This window comes from Collimonas sp. PA-H2 (genome assembly GCF_002564105.1).
Lineage (GTDB): Bacteria > Pseudomonadota > Gammaproteobacteria > Burkholderiales > Burkholderiaceae_D > Collimonas.
In genome coordinates, this window is the sequence record NZ_PDBX01000001.1 from 2,463,941 (window position 1) to 2,477,726 (window position 13,786).

The window sequence follows — 13,786 nt, forward strand, 5'->3', positions numbered from 1 at the left end:
TAAGTTGCCGATGTTCTAAGTCCAATTGCATAACCTGATTCCGCGTTCCAGACAGGGACATGGCGGCTCTGTTTGGTATTTCATCTGAAAGTATAGGGAGAAAATCATGCCATTAACAGAAAGCTACCACGAACCTTTAGTTTTGGCTGCAGAGCAGCGCTTGCCAGCCTTCGTATCGACCCGGCTGGATGAGTATTACATAGATCGCGTGGAAAAATTGTGGGGCGGCGAACACATACTGCACTGGAGTCCGTCCGGGCCGAACGCGATTTACTTATCCAGCAACGATTATTTATGCATCGCGGCGGAAGCGCAGCTGATCAAGGCACAGGTCGCCTGCCTCATGCGCGGCGAAGCGGACCTGCTGATGTCGACGGTATTCATGCGCGAGGGCAGCGCCCAGCCGCGCCTGGAAAAGAAGCTGGCGGCGTTCATGGGAGCGGAAGACGGCTTGATCACGCAGTCCGGCTGGAGCGCTAATGTCGGCCTGCTGCAAACCATTGCCGCGCCCGGCGTTGCGGTCTACCTGGACATGCAGGCGCACGCTTCCTTATGGGAAGGGGTGCATGCCGCGCAGGCGCGGCCGGTGCCGTTCTTGCACAACGATATCGAACATCTGCGGCGGCAGGTGCTCAAGCACGGCGCCGGCGTGATCGTGGTCGACGCCGTCTACAGCACCTCGGGCAGCGTCTGTCCGTTGGAGGAAGTGCTGGCTATTGCCGAAGACAGCGGCAGCATCCTGGTGGTAGATGAGTCGCATTCGCTTGGCACCCACGGGCCTGAAGGAGCCGGCCTGGTCATGCAGATGGGTTTGTCTGAACGGGTCCACTTTCGTACCGCCTCGCTGGCCAAGGCGTTTGGCGGGCGCGCCGGATTCATTACCTGCTCCAGCAAATTCAAAGGCTATTTCTTGTCGACGTCGCGGCCGGCGATTTTCAGTTCCTGCATGCTGGGGCATGAACTGGCCTGGTTCGACGCCGCGCTGGATTTCATCCGCCATGCGGATGACCGCCGCCTGGCTTTGCATCGCAATGCGCGCGTGGTGCGTGACGGCTTGAGCGCATTAGGTTACAACGTCAGCGACGGCAGCGAGCAGATTATTGCGCTGGAAGCCGGAACCGAGCCGAAGACGCAGATCTTGCGCAAGGCGCTGGAGGCGGAGGGGATTTTCGGCGCGGTGTTTTGCGCTCCGGCGACGCCTAAAAACCGCTCGCTGGTCAGGCTGACGCTCAACTCCGGTCTGACCGAAGTGGAAATCAGGCAGATCCTGCAAGCCTGTGCGGCGATTCGTGAAAAAGTGGACCTGGCCGGCTGGTCTTCCAGCCGCCGCTTGGCTGCAGCCGCGATCAGCCGTTAGCTGAACTGGCGGCGCCGGCGCTATCGTATTGCCGGCGCGCGCCCCGTATCACCGGCTGATGGCTGCCGGCCCAATCTGCCAGCACCTTGAGCGGCAGGCATAGCGAGCGCCCCATGTCGGTCAGCGCGTATTCCACCTGCGGCGGCGTGCTCGGAATCACCGTGCGCGACACCAGGCCGTCGCGTTCCAGATGGCGCAAAGTCACCGTCAGCATCCGCTGCGAAATTCCTTCCACCTGGCGCCGCAATTGATTGAACCGTTCCGGGCCCGGTTCCAGCGTAGTGAGCACCAGCACACTCCAGGCATCGCCGATACGGTCCAGCACGTCGCGGATCGGGCAGGGCAGGTCTTCGCGTGCGCTTGGCCGGCCGCGGCCGCGCGCCGGAGCGGAGGTGAGGGTGGTTACCAGCATGTTCCTATCGTTCATCAAAGTGCCTTCTTGCGTATAAGTTTCAAATAATTATACTGGTTACTTTAAATAACTACCACGGCCGCACAGCACAGTCACGACTTTGCGGTCACAACTTAAATAAAGGAAATCATTATGAAGATTGCCATCATTGGCGCTACCGGCAACGCCGGCTCACGTATCGCCGCCGAAGCGCTGCGCCGCGGCCACAGCGTGACCGGCATCGCCCGCTCCGCCGACCAGAGCAAAGCACCGGCCGGCGTCGCGCTGCGCCAGGGCGACGCTGCCCAGCCAGCGCAGCTGGCGGAACTGATCCGCGGCCATGATGTCGTGGTCAGCTCGGCCAAGTTCAGTTCGCTGGACGCGGCAACCCTGCTGCAAGGCGTCAAGAGCGGCGGCGTCAAGCGCCTGCTGGTGGTAGGCGGCGCCGCCAGCCTGGAAACGGCGCCCGGCGTGATCTTGCTGGACAGTCCGGACTTCCCTGCCCAGTACAAGGTGGAAGCGGTGCCAGGCAAGAAATTCCTGGACGACCTGCGGGCGGAAACCGAGGTTGAATGGACCTTCATGTCGCCGCCGGCCATGTTCGCGCCGGGCGAACGCACCGGCAAATTCCGCGTCGGCCAGAACCAGCTGATGGCGGACGGGCAGGGCAAGAGCCACATTTCGATGGAAGACTATGCCATCGCCATGCTGGATGAAATCGAGCAGCCCAAGCATCTGCGCCAGCGTTTTACCGTGGCTTACTGATTTTACCGGTTGCCGGCGTGTCCGGCGCTGACGCTGTCCGCTTTCGACAGGAAGGCATCGGCAAAAAACTGCGCAGCGGGCAAGCCGCAGCCGGCGGCAAAATCGCGCCGCGCTGCCTCCACCACCACCGGCGCGCCACAGGCATACACCTGGTGCCGCGACAGGTCGGGATAGTCCTGCATTACCGCCAGATGGACGAAGCCGCTGCGGCCAGGCCAGCCGCCGCCGGCCTCTGGCTCCGACAATACCGGTATGTAGCGGAACCAGGGCAGGGTTTCGGCCCAGTTGCGGCACAAGGCATCCAGATACAGATCGGACTGTTTGCGGCCGCCCCAGTACAGGCACATGCTGCGCGTGCTGCCGCTGCGGATCGCGTCTTCCAGCAGCGCCTTGATCGGCGCAAAGCCGGTGCCGCTGGCCAGCAGAATCACCGGCTGGCTGCCGTCGCGGAGGAAGAAGCTGCCGCACGGACCTTCGATCTGCAAGCGCTCGCCGACTTGCAGGCCAGCGAATACACGGTCGCTGAACAAGCCTCCCGGCAGATGCCGCACATGCAGTTCCAGCACATCGGCGCCGGCCGGCGTCGCCATCGAGTAGCTGCGGCGCTGGCCGTCGGCCAGCAATATATCGAGGTACTGGCCGGCGATATAGTCCAGCGGCGCGCCGCTGCTGTTGCGCAGCCGGATGATCGCTACGTCCGCGGCCGCCCGTTCGAGCCTCTCGACCACCATATCCCTATGCTGAATGGCTGCTTCGTGCGGAAGTGTCTTTGTGTCGCTCACTTCAACTTCCACCCGTCCCGTCACGATCCGCACCGGAAAGCTGCGCACCGCTTCGGTCACCGGCAGGCAGCGCGGGGCGCCGCTCCTGATGTCGAACAGGCCCTGGTGCAGCGGACATTCGATGCAGCCGTCCTCGATGTAGCCATCGGACAGTCGCGCGTTGCCGTGCGTGCATAAATCCCTCAGCGCAAATAAATCTTCGCCGAGCCGGAATACCGCCACCGGCTGGCCGCCGGCGATCACCGCCAACGCCTCGCCTTCATTGAAATCGTCGGCCGTGCCGATATCGTGCCAGTCGCTCATGGCTGCCTCAGATCGGGGTTGCCAGCAAGGTCGCTACGCGTAGCGTGTCGTATACCACGCGCTTTTTGGCGTAGCGCCAGCCGGCCGCGGTCCTGACCACGCGGTCGATATAGCGGCCGGCCTGGTACACGGTCGATTCGCCGTCCTGCAGGGTTTGTATCACCAGGTAGCTGGATTCGGTCTCGGCGGTATCGGCATCGATGGCTTTGATCATCAAGCCGGAAGTCATGTGGCGGTAGCTATGCGCTTCGTAGATGTTGGCATGGCGCAAAGACAGGACGCGATCACGCAACATGCGTTTGCTGTCGCAATAGATGATGCCGACCGGCAGGCCGGCATCGGCATTTTCGCGCGGGATGATTTCGTAGAGGCAGTCTTCGGTGAAGAATTCCGGCCACTCTTCCAGGCGGTCGTTGTCGAGCGCATGCACATACGCTTCCTGCAGCTGGTGCAGCTCGAACCACAATGTCATATCGGTCATATTGGTCATCCCTTAAGCCTCTGCAAAACCCATCAGTTTTTGATAGCCGAGCCAGAACCGGCGGATCAGGCCTTCGGTGATCAGCGTGTCTTCCTGCTCGGGATTGTCCTTCGCCATTTCCATCACGGAGCAGTCGTCCGGATCGCGCACCGTGCCGCGCTGCACCAGCTCGGTGGCCTCGGTGTCTTCCATCGAAATGTAGCCGGCCGGACCCACCAGGTTGGCCTGTTTGATGCGCAAGGCGCGCAGTTCCGGGGTATCGTCGGCATAGCCGAAGAAGTGGAAGATCAGTTCGAAATTTTTCGGTCCTTTCGGTAGCAGCTGGCGCGCTACCAGCGTGTTGTGGATCTGCTGCACCACCAGCTGCGGAAAGATCGGCTGGATATGATTGGTAGTCATTTCCTCGTATTCCTTGATCTGCCCAAGAACGGAATCGTCTTCCAGCGTGAAGCCCTCATCGAAAGAGCGGATCGCCTGTTGCTTGTAGGCGTCGGCAGTTTCGACTTCACTCTTGGTGGCGGTGATAATGCTGTGCAAGCCATGCCGCTTGTCCGCCAGCGAACGCGCCTTCATGCCGACCCGGAAAATATTGAAAGTGGTGTGGAACAGATGCAGCAGGCTGGCGTGATAAGGATCCTTCACATTTTCCAGATACAGCTTCCAGTTGGATTTCGAATACTGGCGGGTGCAGCCCAGGTAGACGATGGGTTTGTGGAAAATGCGGTCCAGCCAGGGCCGCATTTCGGCGCCGATATAGTCCGCCAGCGGCTCCACGGTTGCGCTGAAGGTGGCGAACACCAAGCCGCGGTAGCTGTCCACGCGCAGCTGGCGTAAGCCATGGCATTTCGGATCGAAATCCTTGGGCATGCCGCTCATGCCTTTTTGGCCGCGGCGGAACGGCACTCCCAGCAGGTTGCCGCGGCTGTCGAAACTCCACTGGTGATAAGCGCAGCTGTGCGAGCTGGCGTTGCCGCGCGGCGTGCGGCACACCATGGCGCCGCGGTGCGCGCACTTGTTGACCCACGCCGCCAGCGCGCCGTCCTCGGTGCGGGTGACCACCACCGGGGTGTCGCCGACGAAAGTGCTCTTGAAGTCGCCGTTGTTGGGAATCTCCGCTTCCAGCGCGAGGAAGCTCCAGACCGGACCGCGGAAAATCCGTTCCTGTTCCAGGTCGTAGACTTCTTGCGAACTGAATACCTTGTAAGGGGTGCGCGAGCCGTCGTTGACCGGAAACCGGACCAGCGGGACGTAGCCGGATTGTGCAGTTGTTTCATTCATCAGAGGTTCCTTCCGTATTTTCACGACACCAATGGTGCTTGTCTCTCTCTCCATGGTAGGCAAGTGCCGGGCCGGAAAATATCCGTTGCTTGCAAGATTACGGATTCCCACTATCCGTTTCTTGCAAAGCCTGGCAACTGCTTGTCGTTGCGACATTGCCGGCTTTTGGGCGATATACCGGAAAGGTATGGCGCCTGCCAAAAACGGTCTTGGACAACGCCTGCGCCAGCTCCATAAGATATGGCAAACAACTTGAGATGCCGAAGATGAATGCCGTGATTGAAAATATAGAAGTCATGCTGCTCGACGTGCCGACCATCAGGCCGCACCGCCTGTCGGTCGCCACCATGCACCGCCAGACCCTGGTGCTGCTGCGGCTGGCCAGCAGCGACGGCATCGTCGGCTGGGGCGAGGCCACCACTATCGGCGGCCTGGCTTATGGCGGCGAGAGCCCGGAAAGTATCAAGATCAATATCGATACCTATATCGCACCCCTGCTGCTCGGCCGCGACGCCAGCCAGGTCGCCTTGCTGATGGCGCTGGTGGCGAAAAACGTGCAGGGCAACCGTTTCGCCAAATGCGCGCTTGAAACGGCGCTCTGCGATGCCCAGGCGCAGCGGCTGGGCGTGCCGCTCAGCGCGTTGTTCGGCGGCCGCGTCCGCGATTCCCTGCCGGTGGCATGGACCCTCGCCAGCGGCGATACCGCAAGGGATATCGCGGAAGCCGAAAAGATGCTGGATCTGCGCCGCCACAATATTTTCAAGCTGAAGATCGGCTTGCGCCCGGTGCGCGAAGATGCCGCCCATGTGGCAGCCATCAAGCGTGCGCTCGGCGAGCGCGCCAGCGTCCGCGTCGATGTCAACCAGGCGTGGAGCGAGACCGATGCGCTATTGGGCATGGCGCTGCTGCAGGATGCCGGGGTCGACCTGGTGGAGCAGCCGATAGCGGCCAGGAATCACGCAGGCCTGCGCCAGCTGCGGGCAAAGTGCAGCATGCCCTTGATGGCGGACGAAGCCTTGCATGGCCCGCTGGACGCGATGGCGCTGGCGCGGCTGCATGCGGTCGACGTCTTCGCGGTCAAGATCACCCAGTCAGGCGGCCTCACCGGCGCTCAGCAGGTGGCGGCGATCGCCGCAGCGGCGCATATCGGCCTGTATGGCGGCACCATGCTGGAAGGCGCCATCGGCACCATGGCATCGGCCCAGCTGTTCGCCGGATTTCCGCAGCTGGCATGGGGCACCGAGCTGTTCGGCCCACTGCTGCTAACCGAAGAAATCCTGCAGGCGCCGCTGGTCTACCAGGATTTCTGCCTGCAATTGCCGGCGGCGCCGGGCCTGGGCATCGCGCTCGACGAAGAGCGTCTGGATTTTTTACGGCGCGACAAGAAGGCCGCCGCGGTATTTGCAATGCAATGATGTGATCACAGGAGAAGATATGCTATTCAAGGTCAGGATGACTGTCCAGCTGCCGCCGGCCATGCCCAAATCGACAGCCGACGAACTGAAAAAAACGGAGCGCGAACTGGCGCAGGAACTGCAGCGTTCAGGCAAGTGGCGGCATTTGTGGCGCGTGGTCGGCCAGTATGCAAACATCAGCATCTTCGATGTCGACAATTCGACTGAGCTGCATGATCTGCTGACATCCTTGCCCTTGTTTCCATACATGCAGGTAGAAGTGGAAGCGCTGTGCCGCCATCCGTCGGCGATCCGCGCGGACGACCGCTAATCTAATAGACTAAGCCCAACCATCGAGGAGACCCCATGGACAAGAACACCATAGACGCCGTATTGAAAAAAATCCAAGGCACGGAAACTGCTGCCGGCAACCCCCGCACCAAGGTGATCGTGAATCGCATCGTGCAGGATCTGTTTTATGCGATAGAGGATCTGGACGTGCAGCCGGAAGAATTCTGGGCCGCGGTCAATTACCTGACCGAAGCCGGCCGTTCCGGCGAATACGGCCTGATCGCCGCCGGCCTCGGCTTCGAGCATTTTCTCGATTTGCGCATGGATGAAGCGGAAGCAAAAGCCGGCATCGTCGGCGGCACGCCGCGCACCATCGAAGGCCCCTTGTATGTGGCCGGTGCGCCGGAGACGCTGGGCGAGGCCAGGCTCGACCATGACGGCGAACCAGGCGAAGTGCTGTTCATGCAAGGCCAGGTGCTGGCGGACGACGGCAAGCCGCTGGCCGGCGCGCTGGTGGAGGTGTGGCATGCGAATCACCTGGGCCATTACTCCTATTTTGACAAGAGCCAGCAGGACTTCAATCTGCGCCGCAGCATCCGCACCGACGCCCAGGGCCGCTATCGTTTCCGCAGCGTGCTGCCGATCGGCTATAGCGTGCCGCCGAACGGCGCCACCGACCAGATCCTCAAGCAACTGGGACGCCACGGAACGCGGCCGGCGCATATTCATTTCTTTGTGTCCGCCACGGGCCACCGCAAGCTGACCACGCAAATCAACATCGACGGCGATCCCTACCTGTGGGACGACTTCGCCTTCGCCACCCGCGAAGGCCTGGTGCCGAAACTGGTGCGCGCCACCGATCCGGCGACGCTGGATGCGCATCAGGTGAATGTGCCGTTTGCTTCGATTGATTTCAATTTCACTTTGCATGCGGAGCAGCAGGCGTTGCCGCACGCCGATATTGCACGGCCGCGCGCCAGTGCATGAGGACGCGGGGAAGCTGGCGATGGTTGCAGCCGCCTGCGACAGGCGGCTATTCTTTTACCGTTTGAAAGAAGGCGATTGATGCCGATATTGAAACTGGCTGGGGAAGAGTTTTTCTATTCTCTGGATGGCCCGGTGGAGGCGCCAGTGCTGGTGCTGTCGAATTCGCTGGGCACTACGATGGCGATGTGGGACGGCCAGGCGGAGGTCTTGCGGCAGCACTACCGCGTCCTGCGTTACGACACCCGCGGCCATGGCCGTTCGCTGGCGTCTCCCGCATCCTGTACGCTGCAAACGCTGGGGCAGGATGTCCTGCATCTGCTCGATGCATTGAATATAGAAAAATTTCATTTCTGCGGCATATCGATGGGCGGCCTGACTGGATTGTGGCTGGCGCTCAATGCCGGCCACCGGCTGGAAAAACTGGTGGTCGCCGACAGCGCTGCCCGCATAGGCGCTGCCGACGGCTGGCGCGCCCGCGCACAGCTGGTGCAGGGCAGCGGCATGGATGCAGTCGCCGACGGCGCCGCCGGCCGCTGGTTTACACCCGCTTTCATCGAGCGCGCGCCGGATCAGATGCGGCAATATGTCACTGCCTTGCGCGCCTGCAGTCCGACGGCTTATGCCGCCTGCTGCCTGGCGCTGGCCGATGCCGACCTGCGCAGCGAGCTTGCCGCGATCAAAGCGCCAACCTTGCTGATCGCCGGCTTGCACGACCCGGTGACAAGCACAGCCGATGCCCGTTTCATGCAAGACGCCATCAAGGGTGTGCAATATGCGGAGCTGGATGCCTCGCATCTGTCGAACATCGAAGCCAGCGCGGACTTCAACAAGCTGCTGTTGCAGTTCCTGGCTTGAGTTGAGCGCTGGATTCAGCGCGCCGTGACTGCTGTCAGCGGCGGCACGACGCTTGCCACCAATGCACGGAAATTCTGCAAGGCCAGCGAATGGTCATTGGCGCGGAAATTCATGATCACCGGTGAAAACACACCCTTGTTCGAGAGCGGACGGTAGACTACATCGATGCGGTGCAAGCCCTGCACCGATTGCGGCACCAGCGCCACGCCGACGCCGGCCGCCACCAGGCCGATGGCGGTTTGCATTTCATTGGTTTCCTTGACGATGGCCGGTTTCAAGCCTTTGTCGGCGAAGATCTTCAATACCTGGTCGGCATAGCTGGGGCGCGGCTTGGCCGGATACAGGATGAAGTCTTCCGCGGCCAGCTGGACCAGCGTGACCTTGGATTTTTTCAGCAGCGGATGACCGACCGGGAAAACCGCAACCAGCGGTTCTTCGATAATGGTCTGGCAGACAATGTCGGGATCGTCGATAAGCAAGCGGCCGAAGCCGACATCGATGCGTCCCGACTTCAGCGCTTCGGCCTGCTCCATGGTGATCAGCTCCGAGAAACCGACTTCGACGCCGGCATTTTCCTGGCGAAAGCGTTTGATCAGCTCCGGCAGCACCCCGTACAGGGTGGACGGCACGAAACCGATGCTGAACCAGTCCTGCCGGCCGCTGGCGATGCGCTGGGTGGCTTCCTGGATTTCGTCCATGCGCGACAGCACTTGCACCGTCTGCTCGTAAAAGAATTTTCCGGCCTTGGTCAGCGCGATCGGACGCGAATCGCGGTTGAGCAGCTCGACCCCGAGAATCTCCTCCAGCTGACGGATCTGCCGGCTCAGCGGCGGTTGCGCAATATGCAACAACTCGGCCGCGCGGCTGAAATTCAGTTCGCTGGCGACGGCGTTGAAATACCTGAGATGACGAAGTTCCACCATACCTCCCGCGCATACTTCGATGCAGAAACGATATTGTACGTTTTCCACGGCTAGGCTTACTATGCATAAGCGTGCCAATGTAGGCATATCGATGCGAGGTTGCTATGCATAGCCAGTCAGCGAGCCTGGCGCCCTTATACCGGCGCCGCGTATTCCAGTCCAGCGAGAAGGTCGATTGCCACGCCCAGGTCGCGCGCGAGCTGTCCGCCCATGACCTGTACTGGAAAGGCGACGCCGTCGATACCGTCCTGTTTAAGGCCACCGTCAGGCAACTGCAGGTGTTCATGCTGAAATATGGCGCCGAGGTGGTGGTCAGGCCGAAGCTGTTCGAGGATTTCGTGTTGGTCCACATGACGCTGAGCGGCATCGCGGAAATCGAGGCCGACGGGCAAAAAGTACGGATTCCCCAGGGGCGCACCGCGATCATCGCGCCAAAGCGGAATGTGCGGCTGTGGTGGCAGGCCGGCTCGGAACAACTGATATTGAAGGTGCCGCTGGCCTTGTTTGCGGAAATCGGCGCCTGCCGCGATCGCGGCGCGGCGATGCCGTCGTTACTGTTGCTGCAGCCGCGGCTGGCAGCTCACTGGGAGCTCCTGATGCAATCCCTGCTAGGGGTGCTGGAGCTGTCCGAAACTAGCGGCAGCCATGCCTTATGGATCGATCATTTCGAACGCGGCGCCGCGCAGTTCCTCTGGTCGCAGCAAGCGGCAACCCCGGCCGCGGCAATGCTTGAGCGTGCGGCAGAGAGCTCCGGTGTGGCGGCATGCGGTTCCGGTAAATTCAATCGCCTGGAGGCGCTGGAACAATACATCCAGGAACGCTTGTGCGCGCCGCTGACGCTGGCCGACCTGGCGCGCGCCGCCGGAGTCAGCGTGCGCGGGCTGAACGCCCTGTGCCATCAGCATCACGGCGTCGCTCCCATGGACCTGCTGCGCAACACCCGCCTGGATGCGGCGCGCCAGCGCCTGCTGGCGCAAGCGGAGGCCAATATCACCGACACCGCGTTTGCCTTCGGCTTTGCCCATCTGGGCCGCTTCTCGGCGTACTATCGGCAGCGTTTCGGCGAGCTGCCCAAGCAGACCCGCGCCGCGCGCCACTACTCCATTGAAGCATAGAAATTGGATGTATATAATGCTTGATCTAAGGAGCGCACACAGGATGATATTGGCGACCTACGAACGCAGCAAGCTGGAGGCGGCAATTCGCAGGCGCTGCGGTAACCCAGTTTGACCGCGCGAAATACACACCTCAAAATGACGACCCGAACTGCCAGTTGCTCTTGCGGCCAGCTCACGGCTATCACGTCGGCCGACCCTGTTCGCGTCTCCGTCTGCCACTGTCTGGCCTGCCAACGCAGAACGGGCAGCGTGTTCGCTGCGCAGGCGCGATTTCCCGCAAGCTCGGTGGCCATTACCGGAACTTCGAACACCTTCGTTCGGGTCGGCGATGCCGGAAGCAGGAGCACGTTCCACTTTTGCCCCACATGCGGTACCACGGTGTATTACACCAGCGAGGGTCTTGCAGACAGCATCATGATTCCCGTCGGTGCGTTCGCAGATCCAGCCTTTCCCGCACCCACGGTCTCGGTGTACGAAGAACGCATGCACACCTGGGTGGAAATGCCCGCAGACATCGAGCACATGGCTTAGCCCGCGTATGCTCGTCGACCGCCCAGTTGCGCTATTTTTGCGCCCGCACCAGCAGGTTGATTTTGGCGGCAGCGGCCAGCAGCATCGGCAGGCAATGTTCCAGCAGATGCGCCGGCGTTGGATTGTTGACCTGGCCGCTGATGTTGATCGCGGCCACCACGCGGCCGTTGCGGTCGAAAATGGGGGCGGCCAGCGATACCAGCCCCGGCTCCAGTTCTTCGTTGACCAGGCACCAGCCCTGCAGTCGCACTTGCCGGATGATTTCATGCAGGCGCTGCGGAACTGTCACTGTGTGCACGGTGTGCGCAGGTAGTGCGGCCGTGGCCAGCCGTTCCCTGATGACTTCGTCGGGCAGTCCAGCCAGCAGCACGCGCCCCAGCGAAGTCGAGTAAGCCGGCAGGCGGCTGCCTACGCCCAGGTTGATTGACATGATCTTGTGCGCCGGCACCCTCAGCACATACACGATCTCGTCGCCGTCCAGCACGGCGGCGGAGCACGATTGCCGCAAGCTGTGCACCAGCTCTTCCATCACCGGCTGCGCCTGGGTCCAGACCGGCAGCGACGACAGATAGGCGAAACCTAGCTCCAGCACCCTGGGCGTCAGGCGGAACAGGCGCCCATCCATTTCGACATAGCCCAGGTGCAGCAAGGTCAGCAGGATGCGGCGCGCGCCGGCGCGGGTCAGCTCGGCGGCGGCGGCGACTTCGGTCAGCGTCTGCGCCGGGGCGTGGGCGCCGAAGCTGCGCAAGACCGCGAGTCCGCGCGCGAACGACTGCACATAGCTGTCGCCGGGTTTGGGATCGGAACTGTCTGGCGTATTTGACATGGCGGTACTTTCATTCAATGCAGGCGCAAGGAAAAACACGATTGACATTGGCCTGTCAGCTGTCTATTCTTTTGAAATAAGTTCTTTATGCGAATATTTGTTCATTATAAGAACTTTATTGTGATTTTCAACTGAAATGTTCGTAAAGAGCCATGATTAACAAAATTTTCCCTTCGGTAGAGCTGGCGCTCGCTAATGTTCATGACGGCGCCACGGTAATGATCGGCGGTTTCGGCGGCGCCGGCCAGCCGGCGGAACTGATAGCTGCCCTGATTGCGCAAGGCGCGCGCGATCTGGTGATCGTCAACAATAATGCCGGCAACGGCGAAACCGGCCTGGCCGCGCTGCTCAAGGCCAGGCGGGTGCGCAAGATCATCTGCTCCTTCCCGCGCCAGGCCGATTCGCAGGTGTTCGACGGCTTGTATCGTGCCGGCGAGCTGGAACTGGAGCTGGTCCCGCAAGGCAACCTGGCGGAACGTATCCGCGCCGCCGGCGCCGGCATCGGTGCCTTCTTTACGCCTACCGGCTACGGCACGGAACTGGCCAAGGGCAAGGAAACGCGTGAAATCAATGGCCGGATGTATGTACTGGAACATCCCATCCACGCCGATTTCGCCCTGATCAAGGCTGAATGCGGCGACCGCTGGGGCAACCTGACCTACCGCAAGACTGCGCGCAATTTCGGTCCCGTCATGGCCAGCGCCGCCAGCACCACGATCGCTTCGGTGCACGAAATCGTCGAACTGGGCAGCCTCGACCCCGAGAGCGTGGTCACGCCGGGGCTGTATGTACAGCGCGTGGTGCAAGTGCCGCGCAGCGCCACCGGCCCGGCCGGCTTCAAGCAAGCGTAAGAGGGAATAACATGAATAAATGGAGCAGAGAACAGATGGCGGCGCGGGTGGCGCAAGACATACCTGACGGCGCCGTGGTGAACCTTGGCATCGGCTTGCCGACGCTGGTGGCGAACCAGTTGCCAAGCGACCGGGAAGTCATATTGCATAGCGAAAACGGCGTGATCGGCATGGGCCCGGCGCCGGCTGAAGGCGAGGAAGACTACGACCTGATCAACGCCGGCAAGCAGGCCGTGACCTTGCTGCCGGGTGGCTGTTATTTCCACCATGCCGACAGCTTCGCCATGATGCGCGGCGGCCATCTGGATGTTTGCGTGCTGGGCGCGTTCCAGGTATCGGCCGGCGGCGACCTGGCCAACTGGCACACCGGCGCGGCGGATGCGATTCCGGCCGTTGGCGGCGCCATGGACCTGGCCATAGGCGCCAAGAAAACCTATGTGATGATGGAGCATCTCACTAAAGCGGGAGAAAGCAAGCTGGTGCCGGCCTGCACCTATCCGCTCACCGGCTTAGGCTGCGTCAGCCGCATCTATACCGACCTGGCAGTAATCGACCTGACCGCAGACGGCGCCAGGGTGACGGCGATGGTCGAAGGCCTGTCGTTCGAGGCATTGCAGAAACTTACCGCGGTGCCACTCATCGACGCTTGCTGA

General features: G+C 61.5%; 16 protein-coding genes. 10 read left to right on the forward strand and 6 right to left on the reverse strand.

Features of this window, described 5'->3' with window-relative positions; translation table 11 throughout:
- Positions 1-106: 106 nt before the first annotated feature.
- Positions 107-1,357: an alpha-hydroxyketone-type quorum-sensing autoinducer synthase gene (gene cqsA / locus BCF11_RS11250; protein ID WP_098494821.1), complete on the forward strand. Its 1,251-nt coding sequence runs from the start codon at positions 107-109 to the stop codon at positions 1,355-1,357.
- Here cqsA and BCF11_RS11255 read toward each other — a convergent pair.
- Positions 1,347-1,769, reverse strand: coding sequence for a helix-turn-helix domain-containing protein (locus BCF11_RS11255; protein WP_098497447.1), 423 nt, complete (start codon positions 1,767-1,769; stop codon positions 1,347-1,349). The two genes, cqsA and BCF11_RS11255, sit on opposite strands and share 11 nt — an antisense overlap.
- A 132-nt stretch (positions 1,770-1,901) precedes the next feature.
- Between BCF11_RS11255 and BCF11_RS11260 the strand changes: the two genes are divergently transcribed.
- Positions 1,902-2,513, forward strand: coding sequence for an NAD(P)-dependent oxidoreductase (locus BCF11_RS11260; protein ID WP_098494822.1), 612 nt, complete (start codon positions 1,902-1,904; stop codon positions 2,511-2,513).
- Between the two features lie 2 nt (positions 2,514-2,515).
- Here BCF11_RS11260 and andAb read toward each other — a convergent pair whose 3' ends face one another.
- From andAb to andAc, 3 genes are read right to left on the reverse strand one after another with little or no spacing between them, the layout of a single operon-like run.
- On the reverse strand, positions 2,516-3,598 hold the full coding sequence (andAb, locus tag BCF11_RS11265; RefSeq protein ID WP_098494823.1) for an anthranilate 1,2-dioxygenase ferredoxin subunit AndAb: 1,083 nt from the start codon (positions 3,596-3,598) through the stop codon (positions 2,516-2,518).
- A gap of 7 nt (positions 3,599-3,605) precedes the next feature.
- Complete coding sequence (gene andAd / locus BCF11_RS11270) at positions 3,606-4,088, reverse strand: anthranilate 1,2-dioxygenase small subunit AndAd (RefSeq protein ID WP_098494824.1); 483 nt, start codon at positions 4,086-4,088, stop codon at positions 3,606-3,608.
- Positions 4,089-4,091: 3 nt separating this feature from the next.
- Positions 4,092-5,357 (reverse strand): anthranilate 1,2-dioxygenase large subunit AndAc, encoded by a 1,266-nt coding sequence (gene andAc / locus BCF11_RS11275; RefSeq protein ID WP_098494825.1) that lies wholly within the window; start codon positions 5,355-5,357, stop codon positions 4,092-4,094.
- Positions 5,358-5,614: 257 nt separating this feature from the next.
- Here andAc and BCF11_RS11280 point away from each other — a divergent pair, with 257 nt between their 5' ends.
- The 4 genes from BCF11_RS11280 to pcaD all read left to right on the forward strand — a co-directional run bounded on the left by BCF11_RS11280 (position 5,615) and on the right by pcaD (position 8,884).
- Positions 5,615-6,772 carry a muconate/chloromuconate family cycloisomerase gene (locus BCF11_RS11280; RefSeq protein WP_304441861.1) on the forward strand — a complete coding sequence of 386 codons (1,158 nt, stop codon included), beginning with the start codon at positions 5,615-5,617 and terminating at the stop codon, positions 6,770-6,772.
- 19 nt (positions 6,773-6,791) lie between these two features.
- On the forward strand, positions 6,792-7,082 hold the full coding sequence (gene catC / locus BCF11_RS11285) for a muconolactone Delta-isomerase (protein WP_098494826.1): 291 nt from the start codon (positions 6,792-6,794) through the stop codon (positions 7,080-7,082).
- Between the two features lie 35 nt (positions 7,083-7,117).
- Positions 7,118-8,029: a catechol 1,2-dioxygenase gene (gene catA, locus BCF11_RS11290; RefSeq protein WP_098494827.1), complete on the forward strand. Its 912-nt coding sequence runs from the start codon at positions 7,118-7,120 to the stop codon at positions 8,027-8,029.
- Positions 8,030-8,107: 78 nt separating this feature from the next.
- Positions 8,108-8,884 carry a 3-oxoadipate enol-lactonase gene (gene pcaD, locus BCF11_RS11295; protein WP_098494828.1) on the forward strand — a complete coding sequence of 259 codons (777 nt, stop codon included), beginning with the start codon at positions 8,108-8,110 and terminating at the stop codon, positions 8,882-8,884.
- 14 nt (positions 8,885-8,898) lie between these two features.
- Here pcaD and BCF11_RS11300 read toward each other — a convergent pair whose 3' ends face one another.
- Complete coding sequence (locus BCF11_RS11300; protein ID WP_098497449.1) at positions 8,899-9,804, reverse strand: LysR family transcriptional regulator; 906 nt, start codon at positions 9,802-9,804, stop codon at positions 8,899-8,901.
- Positions 9,805-9,911: 107 nt separating this feature from the next.
- Here BCF11_RS11300 and BCF11_RS11305 point away from each other — a divergent pair, with 107 nt between their 5' ends.
- Both BCF11_RS11305 and BCF11_RS11310 read left to right on the forward strand, forming a co-directional pair.
- Positions 9,912-10,922 carry an AraC family transcriptional regulator gene (locus BCF11_RS11305; RefSeq protein ID WP_098494829.1) on the forward strand — a complete coding sequence of 337 codons (1,011 nt, stop codon included), beginning with the start codon at positions 9,912-9,914 and terminating at the stop codon, positions 10,920-10,922.
- Positions 10,923-11,060: 138 nt separating this feature from the next.
- Positions 11,061-11,456 (forward strand): GFA family protein, encoded by a 396-nt coding sequence (locus tag BCF11_RS11310; protein ID WP_098497450.1) that lies wholly within the window; start codon positions 11,061-11,063, stop codon positions 11,454-11,456.
- 31 nt (positions 11,457-11,487) lie between these two features.
- Here the strand turns inward: BCF11_RS11310 and BCF11_RS11315 are convergent, their stop codons facing one another.
- Positions 11,488-12,282, reverse strand: a complete 795-nt coding sequence (locus tag BCF11_RS11315) for an IclR family transcriptional regulator C-terminal domain-containing protein (protein ID WP_098497451.1) — start codon at positions 12,280-12,282, stop codon at positions 11,488-11,490.
- Positions 12,283-12,434: 152 nt separating this feature from the next.
- Here BCF11_RS11315 and BCF11_RS11320 point away from each other — a divergent pair, with 152 nt between their 5' ends.
- Entirely contained in the window at positions 12,435-13,133 is a 699-nt protein-coding gene (locus tag BCF11_RS11320) for a 3-oxoacid CoA-transferase subunit A (RefSeq protein WP_098494830.1), read from the forward strand.
- A gap of 11 nt (positions 13,134-13,144) precedes the next feature.
- Positions 13,145-13,786, forward strand: a complete 642-nt coding sequence (locus BCF11_RS11325) for a 3-oxoacid CoA-transferase subunit B (protein ID WP_098494831.1) — start codon at positions 13,145-13,147, stop codon at positions 13,784-13,786.